Source organism: Pantoea sp. S-LA4 (genome assembly GCF_054482835.1).
In genome coordinates, this window is sequence record NZ_JBTLRC010000002.1 from 3236514 (window position 1) to 3251616 (window position 15103).

Annotated in this window: 17 protein-coding genes and 1 other RNA gene; 11 read left to right on the plus strand and 7 right to left on the minus strand. The window is 57.8% G+C overall.

All coding sequences use genetic code 11. The features are described 5' to 3' along the window. The first annotated feature begins 73 nt into the window (after nt 1-73). From ACX3P5_RS15965 to ACX3P5_RS15990, 6 genes are all read left to right on the plus strand, one after another. The gene (locus ACX3P5_RS15965) at nt 74-448 is read left to right on the plus strand and encodes a DUF1090 domain-containing protein (protein ID WP_336756615.1); all 375 of its coding nucleotides are present in this window, start codon (nt 74-76) and stop codon (nt 446-448) included. A 35-nt stretch (nt 449-483) separates the two neighbouring features. Next, nucleotides 484-789 carry an ElaB/YgaM/YqjD family protein gene (locus ACX3P5_RS15970; RefSeq protein ID WP_031377216.1) on the plus strand — a complete coding sequence of 102 codons (306 nt, stop codon included), beginning with the start codon at nt 484-486 and terminating at the stop codon, nt 787-789. Nucleotides 790-791: 2 nt separating this feature from the next. Continuing rightward, entirely contained in the window at nt 792-1187 is a 396-nt protein-coding gene (locus ACX3P5_RS15975) for a phage holin family protein (protein ID WP_233987047.1), read from the plus strand. Continuing rightward, nucleotides 1187-1471 carry a YqjK-like family protein gene (locus tag ACX3P5_RS15980; protein WP_233987046.1) on the plus strand — a complete coding sequence of 95 codons (285 nt, stop codon included), beginning with the start codon at nt 1187-1189 and terminating at the stop codon, nt 1469-1471. The genes ACX3P5_RS15975 and ACX3P5_RS15980 overlap by 1 nt, the downstream gene beginning before the upstream one ends. 203 nt (nt 1472-1674) lie before the next feature. Beyond that, nucleotides 1675-2088 (plus strand): DoxX family protein, encoded by a 414-nt coding sequence (locus tag ACX3P5_RS15985; RefSeq protein ID WP_336756617.1) that lies wholly within the window; start codon nt 1675-1677, stop codon nt 2086-2088. Nucleotides 2089-2164: 76 nt separating this feature from the next. Next, the gene (locus ACX3P5_RS15990; protein WP_458968987.1) at nt 2165-3139 is read left to right on the plus strand and encodes a glutathione S-transferase family protein; all 975 of its coding nucleotides are present in this window, start codon (nt 2165-2167) and stop codon (nt 3137-3139) included. A gap of 179 nt (nt 3140-3318) precedes the next feature. Here the strand turns inward: ACX3P5_RS15990 and rnpB are convergent. Then, nucleotides 3319-3697, minus strand: an RNA gene (gene rnpB / locus ACX3P5_RS15995) — RNase P RNA component class A. Nucleotides 3698-3730: 33 nt separating this feature from the next. Further along, the gene (rsmI, locus tag ACX3P5_RS16000; RefSeq protein WP_233987044.1) at nt 3731-4594 is read right to left on the minus strand and encodes a 16S rRNA (cytidine(1402)-2'-O)-methyltransferase; all 864 of its coding nucleotides are present in this window, start codon (nt 4592-4594) and stop codon (nt 3731-3733) included. A gap of 62 nt (nt 4595-4656) precedes the next feature. Here rsmI and ACX3P5_RS16005 point away from each other — a divergent pair, with 62 nt between their 5' ends. Genes ACX3P5_RS16005 through dolP form a run of 4 tightly spaced genes read left to right on the plus strand, consistent with a single transcriptional unit; the run spans nt 4657 to nt 8268 of the window. Next, on the plus strand, nt 4657-6726 hold the full coding sequence (locus tag ACX3P5_RS16005; protein WP_458968988.1) for a penicillin-binding protein activator: 2070 nt from the start codon (nt 4657-4659) through the stop codon (nt 6724-6726). Then, a complete protein-coding gene (locus ACX3P5_RS16010) occupies nt 6684-7079 on the plus strand; it encodes a YraN family protein (RefSeq protein WP_233987042.1) in 396 nt (131 codons plus the stop codon). Before ACX3P5_RS16005 ends, ACX3P5_RS16010 begins: the two co-directional genes overlap by 43 nt. 14 nt (nt 7080-7093) lie before the next feature. Beyond that, nucleotides 7094-7681, plus strand: coding sequence for a DnaA initiator-associating protein DiaA (gene diaA / locus ACX3P5_RS16015; RefSeq protein ID WP_233987041.1), 588 nt, complete (start codon nt 7094-7096; stop codon nt 7679-7681). A gap of 14 nt (nt 7682-7695) precedes the next feature. Beyond that, a complete protein-coding gene (dolP, locus tag ACX3P5_RS16020; RefSeq protein ID WP_233987040.1) occupies nt 7696-8268 on the plus strand; it encodes a division/outer membrane stress-associated lipid-binding lipoprotein in 573 nt (190 codons plus the stop codon). A gap of 53 nt (nt 8269-8321) precedes the next feature. On the opposite strand, the gene ACX3P5_RS16025 is transcribed toward dolP, so the two are convergent. Beyond that, nucleotides 8322-9026, minus strand: coding sequence for a pirin family protein (locus ACX3P5_RS16025; protein ID WP_233987039.1), 705 nt, complete (start codon nt 9024-9026; stop codon nt 8322-8324). A 129-nt stretch (nt 9027-9155) separates the two neighbouring features. Here ACX3P5_RS16025 and ACX3P5_RS16030 point away from each other — a divergent pair, with 129 nt between their 5' ends. After that, the gene (locus ACX3P5_RS16030; protein WP_094120573.1) at nt 9156-10055 is read left to right on the plus strand and encodes a LysR family transcriptional regulator; all 900 of its coding nucleotides are present in this window, start codon (nt 9156-9158) and stop codon (nt 10053-10055) included. Nucleotides 10056-10092: 37 nt separating this feature from the next. On the opposite strand, the gene ACX3P5_RS16035 is transcribed toward ACX3P5_RS16030, so the two are convergent. From ACX3P5_RS16035 to ACX3P5_RS16050, 4 genes are all read right to left on the minus strand, one after another. Then, nucleotides 10093-12003: a BglG family transcription antiterminator gene (locus ACX3P5_RS16035; protein WP_233987037.1), complete on the minus strand. Its 1911-nt coding sequence runs from the start codon at nt 12001-12003 to the stop codon at nt 10093-10095. Nucleotides 12004-12128: 125 nt separating this feature from the next. Next, a complete protein-coding gene (gene dagF, locus ACX3P5_RS16040; protein WP_233987036.1) occupies nt 12129-12869 on the minus strand; it encodes a 2-dehydro-3-deoxy-phosphogluconate aldolase in 741 nt (246 codons plus the stop codon). Continuing rightward, nucleotides 12866-13987: a DgaE family pyridoxal phosphate-dependent ammonia lyase gene (locus ACX3P5_RS16045; protein WP_233987035.1), complete on the minus strand. Its 1122-nt coding sequence runs from the start codon at nt 13985-13987 to the stop codon at nt 12866-12868. Before ACX3P5_RS16045 ends, dagF begins: the two co-directional genes overlap by 4 nt. Then, on the minus strand, nt 13971-15101 hold the full coding sequence (locus tag ACX3P5_RS16050; RefSeq protein WP_458968989.1) for an amidohydrolase/deacetylase family metallohydrolase: 1131 nt from the start codon (nt 15099-15101) through the stop codon (nt 13971-13973). Before ACX3P5_RS16050 ends, ACX3P5_RS16045 begins: the two co-directional genes overlap by 17 nt. Nucleotides 15102-15103: the final 2 nt, after the last annotated feature.

Here is a 15103-nt window from a genome sequence, read left to right on the forward strand (position 1 = left end):
ATTCTCAGCACGCGCCGCAAGCAAACAGGCTGCGTGGTGACGGGTCAGGTAACAACGGAAGGTACCAAGCCTGATGAAATATCATCTGTTACTGGGAATGGCGCTGCTGTCGCTGTCAGGATCGTTGCTGGCGGCGGAGTCGCTGTGTCAGCAGAAAGAGCAGGATATCCAGCGTGAAATTGCGGTGGCGCAGAAGCATAACAATCAGCGCCGCGTTAACGGCCTGGAGCGCGCCCTGACTGAAGTCCGCGCTGACTGCACCGACAAGAAGCTGGAAGCAGCGCATCTGGAAAGAATTAACGCTCAGAAACAGAAAGTGGCTGAGCGCGAACACGAACTCAAGGAAGAGCGTGATGAGGGCCATGACAAGGACAAGATTGCTAAGCGACAACAAAAACTGGATGAAGCGCGCCGGGAGCTGAAGAAGTTACAGGCGGAGCCCTATTAATCGGAATTAATCTACTGATGTTAAAGGAGTATTTTATGTCTAAAGACACATCATCGGAACATTTGCGTGCTGAACTGAAAAACCTTGCTGACACGCTGGAAGAGGTGCTGAGCAGCAGCACTGAGAAATCCAAAGGCGAGCTGGATAAGCTGCGTAACAAAGCGCGTGTGGCGCTGGACAGCTCCCGCGAGCGCTTAGGGGAATCCAGCGAGCGTATCGCTGCCACCACCCGCGAAGCCGCGCAGAAAGCCGAAGGCTATGTGCGTGAAAATCCATGGCATGGTGTCGGTATCGGTGCAGCGATTGGCGTCGCACTGGGCATCCTCATTTCGCGTCGATAACTATGGCAGATTCACAGCATAACCACGGCCCGGCTAAAGGGGTCATAAACATCGGCCAGCGTATTGTGACCACGCTGGTGGGTATGGTTGAGACGCGCGTCCGTCTGGCAGTGGTGGAACTGGAAGAAGAGAAAGCTAACCTGATACAGCTGCTGTTGATGGTCGGCCTGACGATGCTGTTCACCGCTTTTGGCCTGATGAGTCTGATGGTGTTGATCATCTGGGCAGTGGATGCGCAGTATCGTCTGATGGCCATCGCCATCACCACCGGCACGCTGTTCCTGCTGGCGATTATCTTCGGGCTCTGGACGCTACGTAAATCGCGTCAATCCACGCTGTTGCGCCACACGCGCAAAGAGCTGGAAACCGACCGCGGCTTACTTGAGGATCAACGTTAATGAGCCGCCGCGAGCGTGAAGAACGCATCCATGAACTGCTCAAGCATGTGCAGCAGGAGCGACTTGATTTAAGCGCTGCGCGCCGTGACTGGCTGGAAGGGACCGCCCATTACGACCGCGGCTGGTTTACGTTCCTCAGTTTACGGCGCTATCTGGCGATCGGCAGCAGCGCGCTGGCGATTTACTCGATTCGCAGTCCCAACATGCTGTTACGCTGGGCAAAACGCGGATTTGGTGCCTGGAGTACCTGGCGCATGATCAAGTCCGCTTTGCCGCCGCGTTAATCCTGCTTAAAGCCGGTCCTGAACGGACCGGCTTCTCTTCATCAGAATTTCTGAAAAACATCGACAGTATATATCGCTTACAACCTTTCCACGCCGCGACTATCATCTCCAGCTATCAACCCAATGAATGGCAGCACAGCTTTCAGCGGGAATAAACCCTGCGGGCAACCTGCCCTGCAATACTGATAGCGTTGGAGTAAATGATGAAAAAATTCGAAGATACTGGTCTGCTGCTGGCTCGCATCCTGATGCCAATTCTGTTCATTACCGCTGGCTGGGGCAAGATTACCGGTTATGCGGCAACCCAGCAGTACATGGAAGCGATGGGCGTGCCTGGCTTCATGCTGCCACTGGTTATCCTGCTGGAATTTGGCGGCGGCCTGGCGATTCTGTTCGGTTTCCTGACCCGTTTCACCGCCCTGTTTACTGCCGGTTTCACCATCCTGACCGCGTTTCTGTTCCACAGTAACTTTGCCGAAGGCGTGAACCAGCTGATGTTCATGAAGAACCTCTCCATTGCGGGCGGCTTCCTGGTATTAGGTCTGGTGGGTCCTGGCGCGTACAGCATCGACCGCCTGCTGAGCAAAAGAAAACCACAGGCTGCGATTGCACGCTAATCTGCCGTAACGCGTATTCACACATATACTTAACAGGGCGAGGAGATAACCTCGCCCTGTTTGCATTGGAGGCGATATGGGACAGTTAATTGACGGTGTCTGGCATGACACCTGGTACGACACCAAATCTACCGGTGGACGATTTAAGCGTTCAGTATCGGCATGGCGCAACTGGGTTACCGCCGATGGCAGTGCCGGCCCTGACGGGAAAGCCGGATTTACCGCCGAGCGTGACCGTTATCATCTCTATGTCTCGCTGGCCTGCCCGTGGGCGCACCGCACTCTGCTGATGCGTCAGCTGAAAGGGCTGGATAGCATGATTGATGTGTCCGTGGTGCATCCACTGATGCTGGAAAACGGCTGGACCTTTGATGATGAGTTTGAGGCAGCGACCGGCGATAAGCTATATCAGAACGAGTTTCTCTATCAGCTCTATCTGCACGCCGATCCGCACTACAGCGGCCGCGTGACGGTGCCGGTGTTGTGGGACAAGCAGCAGAACACCATTGTCAGCAATGAATCCGCCGATATCATCCGGATGTTTAACAGCGCGTTTGATGCGGTGGGCGCCCGCGCCGGCGACTACTATCCGGTTGCCCTGCGGGAGAAAATCGATGAGCTGAACGGCTGGATTTACGACACAGTGAATAACGGCGTCTACAAAGCAGGTTTCGCTACTTCACAGTCGGCCTATGACGAAGCGGTCACCGCGCTGTTTCATTCGCTGTCACGGCTGGAGCAGATCCTTGGTCAGCATCGTTACCTGACTGGCGATCAGCTGACCGAAGCAGATCTGCGGTTGTGGACCACGCTGGTCCGTTTTGATCCGGTCTATGTGACCCATTTCAAATGCGATCGTCATCGCATTGGTGATTTCATTAATCTGAGCGGTTTCCTGCGGGATATCTATCAGATACCCGGTATCGCAGAGACGGTTAACCTGCCGCATATCCGTCACCACTACTATTGCAGCCACAAGACCATCAACCCGAACGGCGTGATTTCGCTGGGTCCGGCGTTTGACTGGGATGAGCCACACGGCCGCGGTTAAGCTCTTTGCGCATCACGCTATAAAGCAAAAACCCCGCCGGAGCGGGTTTTTTGGTAAAAAGCCGGCGCTGACCGTTAAGCCGCGTTCTTTTCACGGAGAGCGTCGTGGACAGTCATTCATCACTGTCGGCTCTTAGCCCGCAAAGCAAAAACCCCGCCGGAGCGGGGTTTTTGGTAAAAAGTCGAAGCTGACCGTTAAGCCGGGTTCTGTCGTGGACAGTCATTCATCTAGGCCAGCAATCACTCACTGGCTCAAGCAGCCTACCCGGGTTCAGTACGGGCCGTACCTTGTGAACCCCTATTTGGCCTTGCTCCGGGTGGAGTTTACCGTGCCACGAACTGTTGCCAGTCGCGCGGTGCGCTCTTACCGCACCCTTTCACCCTTACCTGATCCCATTACTGGGCCATCGGCGGTTTGCTCTCTGTTGCACTGGTCGTAGGCTTGCGCCTCCCAGGCGTTACCTGGCACCCTGCCCTATGGAGCCCGGACTTTCCTCCCCTCTGCCCGTCTCCCCACAAGTGGGGACGACGACAAAGCGGCGACTGTCTGGTCAGCTTCGGCGCGGGATGATAGGGCATTCGCCGCCATTTGTCACGCCTCTTGCTGCTCCAGCGCATACTTATACAGCGCATTTTTCTTCACGCCATGAATCTCAGCGGTCAATGCAGCGGCTCGCTTGAGCGGTAACTCTTTCTGCAACAGCGCCAGTGTGCGCAGCGCATCAGGCGGCAACGCCTCTTCGTCGGCTTTGTGCCCTTCAACAATCAGCACCATCTCGCCTTTGCGACGATTTTCATCTTCTTTGACCCAGGCCAGTAGCTCGCCGACCGGTGCCCCGTAAATCGACTCCCAGGTTTTGGTCAGCTCACGCGCCAGCACCACGTATCGGTCAGCGCCCAGCTCGGTCACCATATCCTGCAGGCTGTCCAGCAGGCGATGGGTGGATTCGTAAAAGATCAGGGTACGCGGTTCCTGCACCAGCGCGCGCAGCACATCACAACGGCCTTTAGTTTTGGCCGGCAGAAATCCTTCGTAACAGAAACGATCTGAGGGTAATCCAGCGGCACTCAGCGCCGCGATCGCCGCACAGGCACCAGGCAGCGGTACGACACGGACACCGGCTTCGCGACAACGCCGCACCAGATGATAGCCGGGATCGTTGATCAGCGGCGTGCCGGCATCGGAAACTAAGGCTATGCTTTGCCCCTCTTGCAGCTTCGTCAACAGCAGCTCAGCCTTCTGCTGTTCGTTGTGGTCGTGAAGTGCGAAGAGTCGCGCATTGATGGCGAAATGTTGTAGCAACAGCCCGGTATGACGTGTATCTTCCGCAGCGACCAGATCGACGCTCGAAAGCACCGTCAGCGCCCGCTGGGTGATATCACCCAAATTACCAATCGGGGTTGGAACGATGTAGAGCGTGCTGGCAGAAATCTCTGCCCGATCGAGTTGTTTCATTGTTTCATCCGAATTGCCGATTTAATATTGAGCATCTTGAAAAAAACATCACTGGATACAGTATGCTTCCTTCAAAAGTCGTTCGTCGTAAAGCAGGACGCTTTCTGCCTGTCGTTCTTGCCGGGCTGATTTTAGCCGCGTGTAGCGGTCAGGGGCCGCAAACCTCAACCGTCAATATTCAGGGGCCTGCCACGGCTAATTCAGCCTATTACCTGCAACAAGCGCAGCAAAGCAGCGATGATAGCAAGACCGACTGGCAATTACTTGCAATCCGCGCCCTGTTGAAGGAAGGAAAGTATCCTGAGGCGACCCAGCAGTTAAGCCAGTTGCCACAACAGCTATCAGAGACTCAGCAGCAGGAGTTACTGCTGTTACAAGCGCAACTGCAGCTGTCGACACAGCAGATCAAAGAGGCGCAGGCGCGCTTACAGCAGGTGAAAACCGGTGCGCTGTCGCAGGATCAGCTGGCGCGTTACTACGGTTTGCAGATTGCCAGCGCGCAGGGCCGTCCTTCGCTGTCGCTGTTGCGTACCTATATTGCGCAGGAGCCGCTGCTGAAAGGTCCCGATCACCAAAGTAATATTGACGCCACCTGGCAGGCACTGACGCAGATGCCGCAGCAGGAAGTCAGTAATCTGGTGATTAACGCTGACGAAAATGTTCTGCAGGGCTGGCTGGATCTGCTCGCTGTCTGGCGTGCCAATAGCCAGGATGCTGAGATGCTGAAGTCCGCCATTAAAGACTGGCAGACCCGTTATCCACAGAACCCGGCGGCGAAGACCTTACCGACTCAGCTGAGCCAGATGCAGAATTACACCAAAGCCTCGACCAGCACCATTGCGCTGCTGCTGCCGCTGAACGGTCAGGCGCAGGTGTTCGCCAATGCGATCCAGAAAGGCTTTAATGACGCGAAGAATGGCCTGCTGACGCCAGCACCACAGCCAGCGGCCGCACAGCCCGCGACAGCGGATGCTACCGCCAGTGCGCAGCCCGCCGCCAATGCTGACGCGGTGGTCAGTCCATCCGCCGCCCCAATCAGCGCGCCGCAAGCGCAGCCAGCCGGGACGGCAACGCAACAGCCAGCCGCCGCCCAGCCTGCCGCAACCCAACCTGCTGCCACGCCACCGGCCGCCGCAGAACCGGCCAGCAACGCGCAGATCAAAGTCTACGACACCAGCAGCCAGCCGATTCAGCAGGTGATGCAGCAGGCCCAGCAGGATGGCGCAACCATCGTGGTCGGTCCGCTGCTGAAGAGCGACGTTGAGCAGGTCGCTAACAGCCAGACGCCACTCAATGTGCTGGCGCTTAACGAGCCGGAAAAGATCCAGAACCATCCGAATGTTTGTTACTTTGCGCTTTCTCCTGAAGACGAAGCGCGCGATGCCGCGCACCATATCTGGGATCAGGGCAAGCGTCAGCCGCTGCTGCTGGTACCGCGCAGTGGATTGGGCGATCGCGTGACTAACGCCTTTGCGCAGGAGTGGCAGTCACTGGGCGGCAGCACCGTGTTGCAGCAGCGTTTTGGTTCCACCGCCGAGCTGAAACAGGGTATCAACAGCGGCGCAGGCATCAGCTTATCCGGCACGCCGGTGAATGCTGCGCCAGCCGAACCTCAGGGCGTCTCGATTGCGGGCGTGACCATTCCGGCCCCGCAGCAGAACACGCCAGACGTCGCCAGCACCAGCGGTGACGGCGCGGTCGATGCGGTCTATATCGTTTCGACGCAAGGCGAGCTGCAGCTGATTAAACCGATGATCACCATGCGTACCGGCAGCCGCAGCAACATCGCGCTCTATGCCAGTTCACGTAGTGCGCAGGCGGGTGCCGGTCCGGACTTCCGGCTGGAGATGGATGGCCTGCAGTTCAGCGATATCCCGCTGCTCTCCGGCACCAATCCGGGCCTGATGCAGCAGGCATCGAAGTCCTTTAACAATGACTATTCGCTGGTTCGCCTGTATGCGATGGGGATTGATGCCTGGACGCTGGCGAATCACTTTAACCAGATGCGTCAGTCACCGGGCTTTACGCTGGATGGCAATACCGGCAAGCTGAGCGCCGATGCGGATTGTGTGATCAACAGGAAGTTGACATGGAACCAGTATCGTCGGGGCGAAATCGCGCCAGCCAACTAAATCGCCGTCAGATTGGCGCCGGGCATGAACAGCGTGCCCGTCGCTATCTTGAGCAGGCAGGCCTGAAATGGGAAGCCAGCAATGTCCATTGTCGCGGCGGGGAACTTGACCTGATTATGCGCGACGGGCACTGTTGGGTGTTTGTCGAGGTTCGCTACCGGCGCGATGCGCGTTACGGCGGCGCGCTCGCCAGCGTGACCCGCGAGAAACAACATAAGCTGCTGCGTGCCGCTGCTCTGTGGCTGGCACAACGCGGCGGCAGTTTTGAAACAGTGAATTGCCGTTTCGACATCATCGCCATTACCGGCACGGCGCTCGAGTGGCTGCCGAATGCCTTTAATGCAGACGTTTAGAACCAGGTGGTCGTGTGCAGGACAGAATTAAAGCGTGTTTTACTGAAAGTATCCAGACCCAGATTGCCGCCGCTGAGGCGCTGCCCGATGCCATTTCCCGCGCGGCAATGACGCTGGTGCAGTCGTTACTGAACGGCAATAAAATCCTGAGTTGCGGCAACGGCGCCTCATCAGCCAATGCGCAACACTTTGCCGCCAGCATGATTAATCGTTTCGAAACCGAGCGTCCCAGCTTACCGGCACTGGCGTTAAGCGCCGACAACGTGATGCTGACCGCGATTGGCAACGATCGCCTGCATGATGAAGTTTACGCCAAACAAGTGCGGGCACTCGGTCAGGCGGGCGACGTGCTGCTGGCTATCTCCACCCGCGGTAATACCCGTGACATCGTTAAAGCCGTTGAGGCCGCCGTTACACGCGATATGACTATCGTTGCGCTTACCGGGTATGATGGCGGAGAGCTTGCCGGACTGTTAGGTCCGCAGGATGTGGAAATTCGCATCCCGTCGCACCGCAGTGCCCGCATTCAGGAGATGCATATGCTGACCCTGAACTGCTTGTGCGATCTGATTGATAATACCCTGTTTCCACACCAGGAATGACCGAAGGAGCACCAATGAAAGCATTGAACGCTGTAGCCATTCTGTTAGCCGCAATGCTGCTGCAAGGCTGTGTTGCCGTGGTTGCTGGCAGCGCCGCTGTCGCCACCAAAACTGCCACCGATCCCCGCACCGTCGGGACCCAGGTTGATGATGGCACGCTGGAATTACGCGTCTCTAACGCCTTAGCCAAAGACCAGCAAATCAAAAGCGATGCCCGCGTGATCGCCACCGCTTATCAGGGCAAAGTGCTGCTGACGGGTCAGGCCCCTTCGCAGGAGATCGCCGATCGTGCCAAACAGATCACCATGGGTGTTGATGGCGCAACCGAGGTCTATAACGAAATTCGTATCGGCCAGAAAGTCACGCTGGGGACCTCCTCTTCGGATACCTGGATTACCACCAAGATCCGTTCGCAGCTGCTGGGCAGCGATCAGGTGAAATCATCCAACGTCAAAGTCACCACCGAAAATGGCGAAGTGTTCCTGCTGGGTCTGGTGACGCCGCAGGAAGCGCAGGCGGCGGCCGATGTGGCCAGTCGGGTGAGCGGCGTGAAGCACGTAACCACCGCCTTCACCATGCTGAAGTAAACCTCCGGACAGCAAAAAGGCGGCCCTGGCCGCCTTTTCTTATCGCTGAATCCTCAGACCGGAATATCAATAACCAGCGCCTGAGTTGCCGTTTTGGCAGTCAGCCTGAGCAGTTGCTCTTCCTGCAAAAATGCGCCATCACCACAGCCCAGCTTCTCCTGATACTCAGTCCCGGAGATCGCCTCCAGCGAGCCATGAATCGATTGCAGATAGGCGCGGGGCCCGTTTAACCGCATCGAATGCTGTTCACCGGGAGCCAGCTCAACCTGATGAATCCACACCTGCTGTCGCAGCTGCAGGCTGCCGTCCGTGCCGTCCGGCGAGGCCAGCAACTGCGCGGTTTTTCCCTCCGACAGCACGATTTTCTGCATCCGCGGGTTTTCCCGCTCCGGACAGGCGGCCAGCCACAGCTGCATCCGCGTCAGCGGGCGATCTTTGCTCGGGTTGATTTCGCTATAGCTGACGCCAGGCTGGGCCGAGAGCAGCAACGCTTCCCCTTCCCGGACAATGATGTGGTTACCCTCACTGTCGCGGTATTCCGCTTCACCCTGCAGCACGATGTTCAGCACATCGACCTGCGGGTAGGTGCGCGGCTGAAAGGCGGCACCCGGAGCCAGCACTTCCTGGTTCAGGACGCGTAACGAGGCATAGCCCATCAGTTTGGGATCGAAATAGTGGCCAAAAGAGAAACTGTAGCGCGCCTGCAACCAACCGAAATCGGCCTGACCACAAGCGGACGCACTGCGTGTTGTTATCATGATTTACCTCCAGCATCCGGTGGCGAGGATCGGCCACGGACTTTATACCCATATGGTAAAAGTCTGGACGCCGGATTGTTAGCCAGTTAATCTGCCTGGCATGTTCAAATTTCCTGACAGAGAACCGGGATGGCTAAAGAGCGTGCGTTAACCCTTGAATCTTTACGCGTTATGGATGCGATTGATCGACGCGGAAGTTTTGCCGCAGCCGCTGACGAACTGGGCCGGGTGCCTTCGGCGCTCAGCTACACCATGCAAAAGCTGGAAGAGGAACTGGATGTGGTGCTGTTTGACCGTTCCGGTCACCGCACCAAATTTACCAACGTGGGACGCATGCTGCTGGAGCGAGGCCGGGTGCTGCTGGAAGCAGCCGATAAGCTGACCACCGATGCGGAAGCCCTGGCGCGCGGCTGGGAAACCCATCTGACCATCGTCACCGAGGCGCTGGTGCCGACCGAAGCGCTGTTTCCGCTGGTGACGCGGCTGGCAGATAAAGCCAACACCCAGTTTTCGCTGGTCACTGAAGTGCTGGCTGGCGCGTGGGAGCGGCTGGAACAGGGACGGGCTGACATTGTGATCGCGCCCGATCTGCACTTTCGCGCCTCGACCGAAATCAATACCCGCAAGCTCTACACCATGATGAGCGTCTACGTCGCCAGCGCCGACCACCCGATTCATAACGAGCCAGAACCGCAGTCGGAAGTGACGCGGGTGAAATATCGCGGCATTGCGGTGGCGGACACGGCGCGTGAGCGTCCGGTGCTGACCGTACAGCTGCTGGATAAGCAACAGCGCCTGACGGTCAGCAGCATGGAAGACAAGCGCCGTGCGTTGCTGGCGGGCCTGGGCGTCGCCACCATGCCCTATTCGCTGGTTGAGCAGGATATTGCCGAAGGTCGCCTGCGGGTTGTGAGTCCGGAATACACCCGTGAAGTGGATATCATTATGGCGTGGCGTCGTGACAGCATGGGTGAAGCCAAAGCCTGGTGTCTGCGCGAGATCCCGCGCCTGCTGGCGAAAAAGAGCTGATGCTGCGCTCCCCGCACCGCCGGGGAGAAAATGCCAGCTATGACCGGCTGAGACAGTCGATCGCCACCGCCTTAAAGCAGGCGAAGTCCGTACTGTCGCGCAGCCGGGTCATCGCTCTTTCACGCAGAAACGTCACGAACAGGTCGTAGATCGCCATCGCTTCTTCATATTCACTTTTGCTGATCGCCAGCAGGAAAATGACGTAGGCCGTGTCATCACCCCAGGCGATGCCGTGCGGCGCCAGCACGGTATAAACCACGGTTTTCTTCGCCAGCAGCCCCAGCGAGTGCGGCAGCGCAATCCCTTCACCCAGCATGGTGCTGACGATCGCCTCACGCTCCTCCACCGACGGATAAAATGCCGCATCAACATAGCCTTCCGCTTCCAGCTGATCGCAGAGTTGCCTGAACAGCGCAGACTGGGTCATCGGCCGGTCGACAATGTGAAAATGCTGAGCATCAAAAAATTTTGCCAACATATAGGGTCGGGTACGATCCACCAGCACCAGCTTGCCAATCTGCTCCAGCTGGAAGCCGGTCGGAAATGGCGACATCACCACCACCGGCTTCTCTTTTTCGCTGAGCCGGGTGGTAGAGATCACAAAATCCTCATCAATGCGGCTGCGCGCCTCATACTCCCGCTGCGACAAGCGGGCCGTCACCTGCAGCTGCGGGTATTTGCGCAGCAGCATCGCCTCAATCATCCGTAAAGTTGAGTTACCGCTGTCGCACACCAGCAGCACCTGCGGATGACGCTGATAGCCGACATCATAGTGACGCTCCAGTCCGACCCCGATATGCAGCACCAGAAAGCCGATCTCGTTCTCGCTGATAACATACGGGGTATATTTCCCCCAGCTGGTCACCGCCGCCAGCGTCACATCATAGGCCATCGGATAGTGCTGTTTAATGTTGCTCAGCAGCGGATTAGGAATATGAATCTGGTAGCGCACCCGGGTAATCATGGTTTTGATATGGGTGAGCAGATCGGCGCGCAGCTGCTGGTCGTTTTGCAGATTGAAGTTGTAATGGGTGTTGATAAAACTGAGCAGATAAGCGACCAGGGCATCAGCATCATCCGCATTGATCGCGCTGGGTGCGATGGCCTGGATGCGCCGCGCGGCGATATTGACCCGCAGCCAGTTCTCTTCGGCAGGTGAGATCGGCTTACTCACCAGCGGCCGCATCAGGGTGATCAGCTGGTGCGCCGCTTCCCGCACTTCGTCGCCAATTTCTTCAGCACCGGGATCGTTGAGTGGATAACCTTCGCTGATGCGCCGGACCGCTACCGCGCAGTAGATCCGCAGGTAGCGCTCGCCTTCATCACTGATGCGGATATTGTGCTGGGCGAAGCAGCTTTGCAGCAAGGGACGCAGCGTATCGAGCATCCCGCTGTTCAGCGCTTCGATGGTCAGCAGCGGGCTGTCAGGCTGCGCCTGATCGATCTCCCACAGCAGATCGGTCAGGCAGGTACGAATCGCCACTTCACTGCCAAACAGCTTCATACCGTAGTGCGGTTTGCTCTCAATCGTCAGGTGATAGCGCCCCAGCCACTCCCGCACTTCGGCCATATCGTTTTGCAAGGTGGCGCGGCTGACGAACCACTCTTCCGCCAGCTCCTCCAGCTTGATGGAGTAGGCTGCGGTGAGAAACCGGGTCAGCAGATAACGAATACGGTCTGGCGAGGTGCGCGGCACGCGCAGCGGTGACGCAGTCTGCTGTTGCAGATGCTGGAAACGCTGAGCATCCTCAACCTTTAGCTGATAGCCTGCACCACGGTTCAGAATAAACTGCGCGCCGTGCTGCGCCAGCAGCGCGTTCAGCGCGGTGATGTCAGTGCGCACGGTGCGCGTCGACACGGCAAAACGCCGCGCCAGTTCATCCTGAGGCAGCGTTTCGTTTTGCAGGGCATCAAACAGTTGCGCAAGGCGCTGATTGGGAAATCTCACGATGGTTTACCTGTTGCTGCGGTTGGAAAAAGCCGGCATTCAGCCGTCAGCCTACGGGGATCGTGGGGCAACGTCCATATTGCCTGACGCCCGCCATTCAACGGGCAGGCGTCAGACGAGGCTCCTCAGGCCAGCAGCTTTTTACAGATTGCCAGCAGTTGCTGCACATCTTCAATCCGGGTTTCCCCGCTGGCTTTATCGATGATCGAACTGTAGACGTGCGGGATCACTTTACTGACGCCGGCGTCCAGCGCGATACGAATGATCTGTTCAACGTTATCCAGATCGATACCGCCGGTCGGCTCCAGCCAGAAATCCTGTCTGGCGCAGGCGTCCGCCACGGCACGATACTCCTCCACCGTCTGCAGTCCGCCCATCGGGAAATACTTCACTGAACTGCCGCCCATGTCCTGCAGCATCGCGATGGCGGTGCTAATCGGGACGATCGCGTCATCACTTTTCGCACTGCGCGGTCCGGTGGAGATTTTTACCTTGCCCGGCGTGCCGGTGGGCGAGATTAACCCGTTAACCACCGTCTGCGACTGACCCAGCAGCGCACGGCTGGTGGCGACGCCGGTAAACACCTGGTTGACATGCTGCGGTTGCAGCACGGCGGAGATCTCACTCACCATCTGCGACTGACCCGGATCGCCCGCGCCGAGGCCGACCGACAGCGCATTGTCGATCAGCGCGGCATATTCCCGCATATCCGCGATCGCCGCCTCATTGCTGGCGTAGTTTTTCGACAGAACGCCGACCAGTACGTGCCCTTCTGCCGCCTGCCAGATAGCGCGCGCATTCTCTTTCGATCCCGCCAGTACGTTGAGACACAGGCGATCCTGATAAAAATGGGGTGTCAGCGTCATGCGTTTTTCTCTCCGGTTAACAGTGCCTGAATATGGGCAAAAATGGTCTGTAACTGATCGGCACTGACGCTGCGCACGTCCGCCTCAATGATCCCTTCGTTGGCTTTGTAGCCACGGAAGTAGATGGCGGTCTCACCGTTTTTCAGCGCCTGTACCAGATCGCCGGTGCGCTGTCGGATCGTGGCTTCATCAAAGGCGATCTCGGCACGGGCGATATCCCGTCCGGCGGCATCCCACACCACGCGGGCAGTGACGCCGTTGAGTTGATTAAGCTGGTCAATAAACGGCGTCATCTTTTCCACCATCTGCGCGCCGCTGATCTTCGGCTGAGTCAGATAGTTTTCAATCGCCTGCGTCAGGCCAAGAATGCCCTCTTTACCGACTTTCATCGCGCGGCCAATGCCGTTGGTCTGGCGTTTTACCCATTCGACATAGTCATGACGGCCGATCACCAGTCCGCTGGTCGGGCCTTCGATCGCTTTTGCGCCGCTGTAGATCACCAGATCCGCACCCGCCTGGTAATAACATTGCAGATCTTCTTCTGCGGCCGCATCGACGATCAACGGCACGCCATGCTGACGTGCAACTGCCGCCGCCTGCGCCACGTCGAGGTGGCTTTTCTGTACGCAGTGATGCGATTTTACATAGAGGATCGCAGCAGTCTGCGGAGTGATCGCCGCCGCCAGTTGCGCTGGCGAACACTCATTGCTGTAGCCCGCTTCCACCAGATGTCCGCCGCCCAGCGTCACCATGCTGCCGACCGGCGCGCCATAATTGACGTTATGCCCTTTCGGCACCACGATATGATGCGGCACGCTGAGTGGCGCCGCGTGCAGATTGTCCAGCAACCAGTCGTTATCTTTGACGATCACCGCCGCCACGCTCTGAGCGATGCCGGCGGAGGCGCAGGAGACCACCAGCGCATTCTCTACCCCAAGTAATCCGGCAATGTAGCTGCCGGTCTTGTTCACCAGATCCTTCATTTCGAAGTAGTGATCGAGACCATATTTCACCGTATCGATCACATCACTGCTCGGAGTTGAAACCCCAAGAATCGTCATACGGCCAGAGGCGTTAATCACCGGCTTCAGGCCATACTTTTCATATACCGAGCTCATTCACTGCTCCTTCTTTAATCGCGATCCACCGGCCGGCGACCACTGCCGCCAGCGGGACCAGATGCTGCTCACCCGCGACCTGTTCACCTTCTGAATCGATAAAGGGTCGGGTCTCTTCTTTCACGGTAAAAATGGTCAGATCGGCGTCGTAACCGACCTCAAGCCGGCCCTTGCGCGTCAGACGCAGTCCGTCCGCCGCGTGGGCGGTGACGCAGTTAATCACCTGCGGCAGCGTCATGCCGACGCTGAAAAATTTCGACATCACGTGCGCCAGGCTGTGAACCGGTCCGGTCAGCCGATTGCGGCAGTAGATGTCGGAACTGATGGTGTCGGGCAGAATGCCCTGCGCGATGGCCACACGGGCTACCTCAAAACTGAAACTGGCGCTGCCGTGACCCACATCCAGTCTGACGCCACGGGCCATCGCCTGTTTTACCGCCGCTTTCAGCTCGCCTTGCGGCGTCAGAATGCGGTTGGGTTTACCGTTAAAGCAGTGAGTGATGATGTCGCCAGAGGTCAGCAAATCGGCAATCTGCGCCAGATCGGGCGGATTGTTACCGATGTGGACCATCAGCGGCAGGCCGCCCACCGCCTGCTGGATCGCTTTGGCTTTCACCAGCGGCTGAACACCGTTTTTACCCACGACGCTGCTGCTGATACGCGCCTTGAGGCCGACGATAAAGTCGGGCAGTCGGGCCACCGCCTGCGCCACCGCCTCGCCATCAATCTGTGACATATCAGCCAGTTCGTTCTGGGTAACAATGCCGGTGCGGGCGATATTGATCAGCGCATAGACCTGAGTCTGCGCGGCGCGCGTCAGCTGATAAAAATCATCAATGTGCTGCGCGCCGGTGCTGCCAGCATCCACCACGCTGGTGACGCCCTGACTGATGCCGATGGCATCGGCTTCATCATGGTAAATCGGGGACTTTGGGTAGCAGTGAACGTGGGAATCGATCCAGCCTGCACTGAGGTAGTCGCGGCCAGCCAGATCGCGCTCGCTGCGTGCCTGGCCGTTTACTTCGCCGATGGCCGCAATTTTGCCGTCCAGTACGGCAATATCCACCACCCGTTCATCACAGAGGCGCGCACGGCGAATGATTAAATCGAACATGG